We start from the raw sequence: 12,120 nt of genomic DNA, 5'->3' as shown, positions 1-12,120 counted from the left end.
GGCTGGGGCCGGTCAGGGCAGGAGCAGGCCGTCGTCGAGTGCGTTGTGGTGCGTGTCGCCGAAGCGGAGCACCTCGAACTGCACGATGGGCGAGGTGCTTTCCAGCGGGCTGCCCCCCAGGCCGATGCTGCCCTTGCTGTGCAAGGTGCAGCTGCTGCGGCGCAGGCCGAGGATGCTGTTGTCGTCGCGGAAGCGCACGTAGGTGCCGTTGTAGCTGAGGTCGGTGAGCTGGATGGCGCCGCCGTGCCACTGGATGCGCGCATGCGAGCGCGACACCCGCGAGTCGTCCACGCAGAAGCTGGCCTGCGGGCTGCGGCCCAGGATCACCGGCGTCTGGTCGGCGATGTACACCCGCTCGATCTCGCCCCACAGCAGCCGGATGCCGTCGGGCTCGGCCAGCGGCGACACCGGATCGAACTGCGTGGTGGCATCCATGTCGGCACGCCGGTCGCCCAGCAGATGCACGAGCACCGGGTCGGCGCGGCCACGCAGGTGCATCCAGTCGAGGCTGCGGAAGCGCTGCTGCTGCTGGTGCTGCGGCAGGCCGCGCAGCACCGCGTCGGTGATCAGCGTCTCGTTGTCGCCTGCATGGTCGATCAGCCGGGCCGCCACGTTCACCGCGTCGCCGAAGCAGTCGCCGCCCATCTCCACCACCTCGCCGCGGGCCAGCGCCACCTGGATGCGCAGCGAACGCAGGCCCGGCGAGGCGCCGTGGGCGCGGCCGCGCGACAGCAGCTGGTCCAGCGCCTCGTGCATGCGGCTGGCGGCTTCCACGCCGTCCACCGAGGTGTCGAACACCGCCATCAGGCCGTCGCCCAGCGTCTTGACCACCTGCCCGCCGCATTGCGTGACGGTGGCGGCCAGCAGGGTGACGGTGTGGGTGACGACCGAGCTGGCTTCCGCATTGCCGAGTTGCTCGTACAGCGCCGTGCTGCCGCGCAGGTCGGCAAACAGGACGGTGCGTTCGGCGATCACGGTCATGCGGCGCTACTGGGCAAATAGGGGGTTGACGGCTCGGCCTGAGTTTAAGCGGCCGCGGCTCGCGCAAAAAAAAGCCCGGCGGTGCCGGGCTTCGGTGCGCGCAGGATCAGAGGTTGTCCAGGTAGGTGCGCAGCTTGTCCGAGCGGCTCGGGTGCTTGAGCTTGCGGATCGCCTTCGCCTCGATCTGGCGGATGCGCTCGCGCGTCACGTCGAACTGCTTGCCCACTTCCTCCAGCGTGTGGTCGGTGCTCATCTCGATGCCGAAGCGCATGCGCAGCACCTTGGCTTCGCGCGGCGTCAGGCTGTCGAGGATGTCCTTGACCACGTCGCGCAGGCCGGCCTGCATCGCGGCATCCACCGGGGCCACGTTGTTCGTGTCCTCGATGAAGTCGCCCAGGTGGCTGTCGTCGTCGTCGCCGATCGGCGTTTCCATGGAGATCGGCTCCTTGGCGATCTTCATGATCTTGCGGATCTTGTCTTCCGGGATCTCCATCTTCTCGGCCAGCGTCGGGGCATCCGGCTCGAAGCCGAATTCCTGCAGGTGCTGGCGCGAGATGCGGTTCATCTTGTTGATCGTCTCGATCATGTGCACCGGGATGCGGATGGTGCGCGCCTGGTCGGCGATCGAGCGGGTGATGGCCTGGCGGATCCACCACGTGGCGTAGGTCGAGAACTTGTAGCCGCGGCGGTATTCGAACTTGTCCACCGCCTTCATCAGGCCGATGTTGCCTTCCTGGATCAGGTCGAGGAACTGCAGGCCGCGGTTGGTGTACTTCTTGGCGATGGAGATCACGAGGCGCAGGTTGGCCTCGATCATTTCCTTCTTGGCGTCGCGGCTGGCCTTCTCGCCCTGGTTCATCCGCTTGTTGATGAGCTTCAGGTCGTCCAGCGGCACCACGGCCTTCGACTGGATGTCGATCAGCTTTTGCTGCAGCTCCTGGATGGCGGGCAGGTTGCGGCCCATCACGGCGCTGTAGTTCTTGCCGGCGGCCACTTCCTTCTCGGCCCACTGCAGGTTGAGTGCGTTGGGCGGGAAGGTCTTGATGAAGTGGTCCTGCGGCATGCCGCACTTGTCGACCACGATCTTGCGCAGCTCGCGCTCGTAGCGACGCACGTCGTCCACCTGCTGGCGCAGGATGTCGCACAGGCGCTCGATCGTCTTGACGGTGAAGCGGATGCCGATGATCTCGCCGCTGACCGCCATCTGCGCCTTGTTGTAGGCGCTGGACTTGTAGCCTTCCTTCTCGAAGGCCTTGCGCATGCGGTCGAAGTGCTCCGACAGCGCGTCCAGCTTGACCAGCGCGGCAGCCTTCAGCTCTTCCAGCTTCTTGGTCAGCGCCTTGCTGCCGCCCTGGCCGTCGTCGTCGTCTTCCTCTTCGTCGAATTCGTCGAAGTCTTCCTCGGCCACGTAGTCGTCGGCCTCGTCCTCGGCCACGAAGCCGTCCACCGCCTCGGAGATCTGCATCTCGCCGGCGCGGATCTTCTCGGCCATCGTCAGGATCTCGGCGATGGTGGTGGGCGAGGCGCTGATGGCCAGCATCATGGCCTGCAGGCCGCCTTCGATGCGCTTGGCGATCTCGATCTCGCCCTCACGCGTGAGCAGCTCCACCGTGCCCATCTCGCGCATGTACATGCGCACCGGGTCGGTGGTGCGGCCGAATTCGGAATCGACCGTGGACAGCGCGGCTTCGGCGGCTTCCTCGGCCTCTTCTTCCGTCGCGGTGGTGGTGGAGCCGCCGGCGATCAGCAGCGTGGCGGCGTCGGGCGCCTGCTCGTACACCGCGATGCCCATGTCGTTGAGCATCGAGACGATCGCCTCGAGGATCTCGTTGTCGACCAGCTTCTCGGGCAGGTGGTCGTTGATTTCCTGGTGCGTCAGGAAACCACGGGTCTTGCCCATCTTGATGAGGGTCTTGAGCTCCTGGCGGCGCTTGGCGACTTCCTCTTCGGTGAGCGCAGTCTCGTCCAGGCCGAACTCGCGCATCAGCGCGCGCTCCTTGGCGCGCGACACCTTCATGCGCAGCGGCTTGGCCTTCGCGGCGGGCTCGCCATCGGCGGCTTCGACGGTGTCCACCGCATCGGCGGTGTCGGCCTCAGCCACCTCGGCTTCCGGCTCGCCTTCCAGGTCGGCCTCGATGTCCGACAGGTCGGCGTCGAGCGTGGCCTTGTTCTCGTCACCCTTCTTGCGCCCGGCGGCTTTGCCCTTGGCGGCAACGGGCTTCTTCTTGTCTTCGGCCTTGGCCTTGGCGGGGGCGGCGGCGGTTTTCTTGGCGGTCATGCGAAATCCTCGAAAGGTGAAGGCTTCTCAGGCGCGGTCGTGAGGCAACGGGCGGGCGGTCGGCGGGGAAGCGGGGTGGTTCATGACGGCCCGCAGGCTTCGATGTGCGGGCGGCGTCGGCGCATTCAAAGGCTGTTGGGCGCGTGACGACCGCTGTCATGGTGTCCGGCTGCTGACCTGCAGGGCCCCTCGGCTTGGCTCGGCAGTGGCGGTGAGGGCCTTGCCGCTGGAAGGAACCGCGGATTATACCCGTGAAACCGAGTTACGGCTCGTTGGACGCGGCGGCCTCGGCGCGGCGCTGGCGCAGCCGCTGGCAGTGCTCTGCCAGGCGGCGGTAGCTCTCACGTGCGGCCGCATCGGCCGCCATCAAGGGTGCCAGCGCCTCCATCTGCGCCTGGGCGGCGGCGAGCAGGCACTGGTCGAGCGCGGCGCGCAGCTGCTGGAACTGGGCCTCGTCGTCGGCCGGGTCGGGCGACAGCACGCGGCGCGCCGCCTCCGCCAGTGCCGGGTCGGCATCGATGGCTACACGCAGCACCGCCCACGGCCGCGCGCCGTGGTCGTGCAGGTCACGCTCCAGCCAGCGCAGCAGCTCGCCGTGCACGCCGTCGAAGCCGTGCAGCAGGTCGAGGTCGTCCGGTGCGAGCTGGTCCCACCACTCTGCATGCGTGAGCAGCATGTGCACGATGCGGTCCTCGGGCTTGCGCGGCGCACGGCGCGGCGTGGCGGGCGGCGCGGGCGCGCGCCAGTCGCCGCGGCCGCCGCCGCTCCAGCCGCCGGCCTTGCGGGCGCCGCCCCACTTGCCGCGGCCACCGTCGCGCGGCGGGCCGGCCGGCCGGTATTCGGCGCCGCCGCCACCGGGCAGTGGCGCATGGCCGGCGCTACCCGGCATCAGCACCGCATCGGCCGCGGCCTGGCCGCCGTCGTCCTCGTACACGTCGTGGCGCGGCTCAGGGCGGCCGCCGCGCGGGGCGGGCGCATGCACCCACTGGGCGGCCAGCTCGGCATCGGGCACGCCGGCCTGGCGGGCGATCTCGGCGCGCATCTGGCGCGACAACGCGCCTTCCGGCGGCAACGCCGCCCACAGCGGCCGGGCCTGCGCCAGGAAGCGGGCACGGCCCTCGGGCGTGGCCAGGTCGCAGCCTTCGGCGGCGATGTCCAGCATCTGGCGCGACAGCGGCAGCGCCTCGTTCACGCAGCGCTCGAAGGCTTCGGCGCCGAATTCGCGCACGTACGAATCGGGATCGTGCTCGGCGGGCAGGAACAGGAAGCGGATGGTGCGGGTGTCGCTGGCGAACGGCAGGGCGGCCTCCATCGCGCGGCTGGCGGCGCGGCGGCCGGCGGCGTCGCCATCGAAGCTGAAGACCACCGATTCGGTGAAGCGGAACAGCTTGCGCACATGCTCCTCGCCGCAGGCGGTGCCCAGCGTCGCCACCGCATTCTCGAAGCCGAGCTGCGCCAGCGCCACCACGTCCATGTAGCCCTCGACCACCAGCGCGTAGCCGCGGGCGCGCATGGCGGCGCGGCCTTCGAAGAGGCCGTACAGCTCGCGGCCCTTGACGAACACAGGCGTCTCGGGCGAGTTGAGGTACTTGGGCTCGCCGCGGTCCAGCACCCGCCCGCCGAAGCCGATGACCTCTCCCTGCACCGAGCGGATCGGGAACATCACCCGGTCGCGGAAGCGGTCGTAGCGCTTCTCGTCGGCATCGCCTTCGGCCGCATGCAGGATCACCAGGCCCGATTCGGCCAGCAGCGGATCATCGTAGCGCGGGAACACGCTGGCCAGGTTGCGCCAGCCGTCGGGTGCATAGCCCAGGCCGAAGCGGGCCGCCACCTCCCCGGTGAGGCCGCGGCCCTTCAGGTAGTCGATGGCGCGCGGGCTGGCGCGCAGCTGCTTGCGGTAGTGGTCGGCGGCGCGGGCCAGCACGTCCGTCAGGCTGGCCTGCTGCTCCTTCTGGCGGGCGGCCTGGGCGCGTTCCTCGGGGTTGCGCTCGTCGTCGGGCACCTGCAGGCCGACCTGCTGGGCCAGGTCGGCCACGGCCTCGCGGAAGCTGGCGCCGGTGTGCTCGCTCAGGAACTTGACCGCATCGCCCGAGGCGCCGCAGCCGAAGCAGTAATAGAACTGCTTGCTCGGACTGACGGAGAAGCTCGGCGACTTCTCGCCATGGAAGGGGCACAGCCCCATCAGGTTGGCGCCGGTCTTCTTGAGCTGCACATGGCGGCCGACGACGTCGACGATGTCGACGCGGGACAGCAGCTCCTGGATAAAACCGGCGGGAATCATGCCGGCAGTCTAGCGAGGCGTCCGGTCAGGCCACCTGCGGCGGCGGCGGGCCCTCGGCGGCCGGCGCCACGGTGAACAGGCCGCGGTAGGCGGTCACCCAGGCCAGCACGGCGGGCGCGCGCATCGGGCTGGCGATGCCATGGCCCTGGCCGATGTCGCAGCCCATGTCGATCAGCAGCCGCGCCTGCGCCGGCATTTCCACGCCTTCGGCCACCACGCTGCAGCCGAAGGTGCGGGCCAGGCCGATCACGCCTTCCACGATGGCCAGGTCCTGCCGGTCGTCCAGCATGTTGCGCACGAAGGATCGGTCGATCTTCAACACGTCCACCGGCAGCCGCTTGAGGTAGGTGAGGGTGGAGTAGCCGGTGCCGAAATCGTCCAGCGAGAAGCGCACGCCCAATCGGCGGCAGCGCTCCAGCAGGGCGGAGGTGTAGTCGATGTCGGCCAGCGCGGCCGTCTCCAGCACCTCCAGTTCCAGCCGCTCGCCCAGCGGCCGGGCATGGCGGGCCAGCATCTCGGCCAGGCGCTGGGCGAAGTCGGCCTCCTGCAGGTGGCGGGCCGAGACGTTGACGCTGACCGACAGGTCCAGCCCCTGGCGCTGCCAGCGGGCCAGCTGCTCCAGCGCCTGGCCCAGCACCCAGTCGCCCACGCGGGCCGACAGGCCGGTGTGCTCGATCAGCGGCAGGAACTGCGCCGGGGAGATGACGCCGTGCTCGGGATGGTTCCAGCGCAGCAGTGCCTCCATGCCCAGCACCGTGCCGCGGCGCATGTCGACCTTGGGCTGGTAGTACAGCTCCAGTTCGTAGTTGTCCAGCGCCTCCTGCACGCGGCCGATGGCCATCACGCGTTCCTCGGTGCGGCGGCTGTGCTCGGGGTCGAAGAAGCTGTAGCCGTTGCGGCCTGACTGCTTGGCACCGTACATCGCGTGGTCGGCATGGCGCAGCAGGGTGTCGGCATCGCTGCGGTCCAGCGGGTAGACGGTGGCGCCCACGCTGGCGGTGACGGTGACCGGTTCGGCGCCGGGCTCGATGGCATAGGGCTGCGAGATGACGCGCAGCACGCGCTCCACCGCCAGCCGGGCCTCGTCCAGCGTGCCGGCGCGCAGCAGCAGCACGAACTCGTCGCCGCCCAGGCGCGCCGCGGCATCGGACCAGGCGGCATTGCTGCGCAGGGCGCCGCGCAGCCGGTGCGCCAGCTCCACCAGCAGCCGGTCGCCCGCCGCATGGCCGAAGCGGTCGTTGACTGGCTTGAAGTGGTCCAGGTCGAGGTAGCACACGGCCAGCAGCGTGCCCTCGCGGTCGGCCGACGCCATGGCATCCGCCAGCATCTGCGCCAGCCGCGCGCGGTTGGGCAGGCGCGTCAGCTCGTCGAACAGCGCCTGGCGCTCCAGCCGCTGGCGCTGCAGGTGCTGCTCGGTGATGTCGGAGATCACCAGCACGTGGTAGCGCGGCTGGCTGTCGGGACCCAGCACCGCGGTGATGGTGACCTGCAGCGCGCAGGGGTCGCCATTGCGGCGGCGGTCCACCACCTCGCCGCGCCAGGTGCCGGTGGCACGCAGGCTGGCCCACATGCTGCCGTGGGTGGCGGCCGCGGCAGGGTCGCCGCTGGGCGTGCCGGCGCGGGCGGCGGCCAGCAGCGGTGGCACCGTGCCCAGCAGCTCATGACGCGAGACGCCCATGATCTGCGAGTACGTCGGGTTGACGTCCAGCACCCGCAGGTCGGCGTCGGTGATCAGCAGGCCTTCGTGCAGGTGCTGGAACAGACGGGCGGACAGGCGCTGTCGCTCCTCGTTGGCGCGGCGGTCGCCGATGTCGGCCAGCGTGGCGATCAGGCGGCTGGGGGCGCCGCGGCCGTCGCGCTCGGCCACCAGCATCTGCACATGGAACCAGCCCCAGCCGGTGGCGGTCTTCAGGCGCAGGTCGTGGCGGTAGGCGTCCTCGCCCGGGCTGTGCAGGCGCTGCAGCGCCTCGCGCTCGCGGTTGCGGTCGTCGGCATGCACCTGCGCCAGCCAGGCCTGGGGCGGCGGCAGGCTGGAGGGGCCGGCGGCATCGGCCGTGCCCAGCAGCGCCTGCCAGCGTGGCGAATGCACGCCGCGTCCGGTGGTCAGGTCCCAGTCGGCCACGCCGACGTCCGCGGCCTCCAGCGCCAGGCGCCAGCGGCTCTTGACGCGGCGCAGCTCGGCCGCACCGCTCTGCACGATGAGCACCAGCAGTCCGCAGCAGGCCAGGTAACCCCACAGCAGCAGCAGCGCATGGCCGCGGTCGCCCCGGCTGCCGAAAGGGCCGTGGCCTGCTTCCAGCGTGAGCAGTGCGCCGATGGCCAGCACGCCCAGGGTCGCCGAGGCCCAGCGGCCGGCGCCGCGCGCCGCCATCCAGGCCAGCAGCACCGGCGGCATGAACACCAGGGAGGCCTGCGCGGCCGACAGCGGCGCGGTGCCCAGCCAGGCGCCCCAGCCGGCGGCCAGCGTGGCCACCGCCAGCAGGCAGGAGCCGGCCAGGCCCACCGTGCCCGGCTCCGGCGCCGCCACCGCCGCAGTCATCGGGGCGGTGCTGGCCGTGGCGTGGGCTGGAGAACCGGAGGGTGCCAGCGTGGAGGGGCCGGCCGGATCGACCGCGGGCGGCTGCGGGCGGCTGGCCGACGGCAGGCGGCTGCCGCGGCCCAGCCACGGCAGGCAGCCCAGCAAACCGCCCGCGGCCGCGCCCATGCCGGCCAGGTAGCCGGCCGCCAGGGCGGACAGGGAGTCATCGCCGTGCACGGCCCACATCAGCGCATGCCAGGCGGCGGCCAGCGCCGCGCTGCCCACTACCGCGGCGCTCAGCAGCCGCGCATCGCGCACGCCGGGCATGCCGGCCTGGAACCGCTGGCGCGACAGCCAGGCCGCGCCCAGCCAGGGTGCCGCGGTTTCACCGGCGGCCAGCAGCAGGGCGCTGGTGGGTGACTCGCCGGCCAGCAGGTGGGCGGCGAGCAGCCCCGCCGCCACGGCCCCGGCCATCGACCGGCCCCAGGACAGCAACGCGCCCAGCGCGATGCCGGCGGGCAGCCAAAGCAGGGCGGGCCCCTCGTCGATGCGGCCGTGGCGCAGGGCCAGCAGGCCGAGCGCGGCGCACAGGCCGGCCACCAGGACCGCCCGCCCCAGCACGCCGGCGTCGGGCCGGGCGGCAAAGGCGTGGCCGCCGGAGCGTCGGCGGCAGCGGTGGCGGCAGGAGAGGAGGGGGCGGTAGCGAGGACACGAAGCACCACAACAACGCGTGCGGCGACATAACACGCGCGGTGCGCGCTACCGGATGCTAGAACCTGCCGTGGGGGCAGCGCAACCAGATGTGGAGTTTGTCTGGCAAGTGTGGCGCCGGCGCCGCCAAAGGAGCCGGCGCGGCGATCAGATGGCGAAATCGGAAAGCTGCTTGCCTTCGGCCAGGGCGGCCTTCAGCCATTTGGGTTGCAGGCCACGGCCCGACCATGTTTCGCCGGTATCACCGTTGCGGTATTTGGCTGCCACTTTCTTGGGCGTGCCTTCGGCGCGGGGAGGGGCGGCGCGTTGGGAAAGATCGGCCAGCGTCAGCCCGTGTTCGGACATGATCGACTTGACCTTGGCGATGGCGTTTGCACGCTCCTCGCGTTGCGTTTCAGCAATCTGCTTTTCGAGCGATGCTTTCTGGGCCAGGAGTTCTTGCAGCGTTGCCAATCGGGTCTCCTCAGACAATTCGGGCACGCGGCGAATATATCATCGCCGCGTGCCCGCGAGAAGACGACCGAAGGGAAAGCGGCTTACTTGAAACCCACCCTGTCGAGCATTTGCTGCACCTTGCCCTGGTTGACGCCAACGGCCGACACGGGGATGGTTTCAGACTTGAATGTGCCCAGCGATTCCAGCGCAGGATTGGACGGTTTCACGCTGGCCACCGCCGGCCATTCGTTATTGCCGTTGGCGAAGTAGATCTGGGCTTCGTCGCTGGACAGATATTCAAGGAACTTCACCGCGGCTTCACGGTGGGGTGCGTATTTCGCAACGCCGGCACCGGCGATGTTCAGGTGCGTGCCCCAGCTTTGCTGGTTGGGGAACACCACGGCCACCTTTTCAACCACGGCGCGGTCTTCCGGCTTGGTCGAACGCATCATGCGTGCGAAGTAGTAGCTGTTGCTGATGGCGATGTCGCATTCGCCGGCGGCCACGGCCTTGATCTGGTCGGTATCACCGCCCTTGGGATCGCGCGCCAGATTGTCCTTGACGCCCTGCAGCCAGGCCTCGGCCTTTTCCGGGCCCATGTGCTCCACCATGGCGCCGAACAGCGACAGGTTGTAGGGATGCGAGCCGGAGCGCGTGCAGATCTTGCCCTTGTTCTTCGGGTCGGCCAGCGACTCGTAGGTGGCCACGTCGGCCGGCTTGACCTTGATCTTGTTGTAGATGATGACGCGGGCGCGGGTGGACATGCCGAACCACTGGGCGCCGTTGCCGGTGTCCTTGCCGCGCAGGTTGGCAGGGATGCGGCTGTCGAGCGTGCTGCTCTTGACCGGCTGGAACAGGCCGTCGGTTTCGGCGCGCCACAGGCGGGCGGCGTCCACCAGCAGGATCACGTCGGCGGGGCTGCTGGCGCCCTCGCTCTTCAGGCGGGAGAGGATGCCGGAGTCGTCGCCGTCGACGCGGTTGATGCGGATGCCCGTCGCCTTGGTGAAGTTGGCGTAGAGCGCCTCGTCGGTCTGGTAGTGACGGGCGGAGTACAGGTTGAGCACCTGCTCCTGCGCATGGGCGGGCGCCTGCAGCGCGGCCACGGCGGCCGCGGCCAGGAACACTCTCGATAGGGACATGGGGCTCCTCAGCGGGATCAGTCGAAGACGGAGCCAGTATAGAAGCTATCGAGAATGATTCGCGTTAATCAACTGGCGTTGCCGGGGGCTTGCGGATCGCTCGGCGGCACGTAGCCGGTGGGCTGCTCGGCGCCTTCGCCGAAGAAGAAGCGCTCCATCTGGCGCGCCAGGTATTGGCGGGCGCGGGCATCGGCCAGATTGAGCCGGTTTTCGTTGACCAGCATCGTCTGGTGCTTCTTCCAGGCCTCGAAAGCTTCCTTGCTGACGTTGTCGTAGATGCGCTTGCCGAGCTCGCCCGGATAGGGCGCGAAGCTCAAACCCTCGGCTTCCTTCTTCAGGTAGATGCATTGGACGGTGCGGGTCATCGGGGTTCTCCGGGCAAAGGGTTACTGAAGGTGCTTGACCAGCACTTGCGAGCGCCGGTCCCAGTTGTATTTGCGCTTGCGCGCCTCGGGCAGCCAATCCGGATCCACCGGCTGGAAACCACGCTTGATGAACCAGTGCATCGTGCGCGTGGTAAGCACGAAAATGCTGGCCAGCCCCATCGATTTGGCGCGCTGCTCCACCCGCTTGAGGATGCGCTCGCCATCGCCCTGGCTTTGCACCTGCGGGCTGATGGTGAGTGCCGCCATTTCCGCAGTGCCGGCCTCGGGATACGGATACAGCGCCGCGCAACCGAAGATCACGCCGTCGTGCTCGATCACGGTGTAGTTGGCGATATCCCGCTCGATGGAGGTGCGTTCGCGGCGCACCAGGGTGCCGTCGCGCTCGAAGGGTTCGATCAGCTGCAGGATACCGCCGACGTCGTCTGCGGTGGCTTCACGCAGGCTCTCGAGTTTTTCGTCCACCACCATGGTGCCGATGCCGTCGTGGGTATAAACCTCCATCAGCAGCGCGCCGTCCTGGCTGTAGGGCAGGATGTGCGAGCGCTCGACGCCTTCGCGGCAGGCCTTGACGCAGTGGCGCAGGTAAAAGCCCGGCTCGGTCGGTTTGGTGGCCGGCAAAACCGCCAGCAGTTTTTCGGCGTCGGCCAGCGCCAGTTCGGTATCGATGTCGCTTTCCGGGTCGTCCTGCTTTTCGCGGATACCCGGCACCTCGGTCATGAACATCAGCTTGTCGGCCTGCAGCGCGATGGCGGTGGAGGTGGCCACGTCTTCCATCGTCAGGTTGAAGGCCTCGCCGGTGGGCGAGAAGCCGAACGGCGACAGCAGCACCACCGCGCCGCTGTCGATGGTGCGGCGTATGGTGATCGCATCCACCTTGCGCACGATGCCGCTGTGCATGAAGTCCACGCCGTCGACGATGCCGACCGGCCGCGCGGTGAGGAAGTTGCCCGACACCACCCGCACCGTGGCATTGGCCATCGGCGTGTTCGGCAGGCCCTGGGAGAACGCCGCCTCGATCTCGAAGCGCAGCTGGCCGGCGGCCTCCTGCGCGGCGTCCAGCGCCGGCGCGTCCGTGATGCGCAGGCCGTGGCTGAATCGCTCGGGGTGGCCCTTGGCGCGCAGCTGCTCGCTGACCTGCGGGCGGAAGCCGTGCACCAAGACCAGCTTGATGCCCATGGCCTGCAGGATGGCCAGGTCTTGCGCGAAGGCACTCAGCTTGCCGGCGGCAATGCCCTCGCCCGCCATGGCCACCACGAAGGTCTTGCCGCGGTAGGCGTGGATGTACGGCGCTACCGAGCGAAACCAGGGCACGAAGGTTTGGGGGAATATGAGGTTCATCGACGTACGGCTTTCGGGGCCGGGCATTGTGCCGCAGGGCACCTCGTCATAAT

General features: G+C 69.3%; 8 protein-coding genes. All 8 read right to left on the bottom strand.

Annotation, left to right across the window (positions count from 1 at the left end):
• Nucleotides 1-12: 12 nt before the first annotated feature.
• Nucleotides 13-981, bottom strand: a complete 969-nt coding sequence (locus LRS14_RS05540) for an adenylate/guanylate cyclase domain-containing protein (protein ID WP_046111419.1) — start codon at nucleotides 979-981, stop codon at nucleotides 13-15.
• Nucleotides 982-1,087: 106 nt separating this feature from the next.
• Complete coding sequence (gene rpoD, locus LRS14_RS05535) at nucleotides 1,088-3,259, bottom strand: RNA polymerase sigma factor RpoD (RefSeq protein WP_257798907.1); 2,172 nt, start codon at nucleotides 3,257-3,259, stop codon at nucleotides 1,088-1,090.
• Nucleotides 3,260-3,521: 262 nt separating this feature from the next.
• The gene (dnaG, locus tag LRS14_RS05530) at nucleotides 3,522-5,540 is read right to left on the bottom strand and encodes a DNA primase (protein ID WP_257798906.1); all 2,019 of its coding nucleotides are present in this window, start codon (nucleotides 5,538-5,540) and stop codon (nucleotides 3,522-3,524) included.
• Between the two features lie 25 nt (nucleotides 5,541-5,565).
• Nucleotides 5,566-8,658: a bifunctional diguanylate cyclase/phosphodiesterase gene (locus LRS14_RS05525; protein WP_257798905.1), complete on the bottom strand. Its 3,093-nt coding sequence runs from the start codon at nucleotides 8,656-8,658 to the stop codon at nucleotides 5,566-5,568.
• 258 nt (nucleotides 8,659-8,916) lie between these two features.
• Entirely contained in the window at nucleotides 8,917-9,249 is a 333-nt protein-coding gene (locus LRS14_RS05520) for an H-NS histone family protein (protein ID WP_310740804.1), read from the bottom strand.
• Between the two features lie 56 nt (nucleotides 9,250-9,305).
• On the bottom strand, nucleotides 9,306-10,343 hold the full coding sequence (locus LRS14_RS05515; protein WP_046111415.1) for a Fe(3+) ABC transporter substrate-binding protein: 1,038 nt from the start codon (nucleotides 10,341-10,343) through the stop codon (nucleotides 9,306-9,308).
• Between the two features lie 68 nt (nucleotides 10,344-10,411).
• Nucleotides 10,412-10,708 (bottom strand): oxidative damage protection protein, encoded by a 297-nt coding sequence (locus LRS14_RS05510; RefSeq protein WP_046111414.1) that lies wholly within the window; start codon nucleotides 10,706-10,708, stop codon nucleotides 10,412-10,414.
• A 21-nt stretch (nucleotides 10,709-10,729) separates the two neighbouring features.
• Nucleotides 10,730-12,067 carry an amino-acid N-acetyltransferase gene (gene argA / locus LRS14_RS05505; protein WP_257798904.1) on the bottom strand — a complete coding sequence of 446 codons (1,338 nt, stop codon included), beginning with the start codon at nucleotides 12,065-12,067 and terminating at the stop codon, nucleotides 10,730-10,732.
• Nucleotides 12,068-12,120 lie beyond the last annotated feature (53 nt).

The organism is Aquincola sp. J276 (assembly GCF_024700035.1).
Classification (GTDB): domain Bacteria; phylum Pseudomonadota; class Gammaproteobacteria; order Burkholderiales; family Burkholderiaceae_C; genus Aquincola; species Aquincola tertiaricarbonis.
This window is presented reverse-complemented; position numbering and strand designations above follow the sequence as displayed.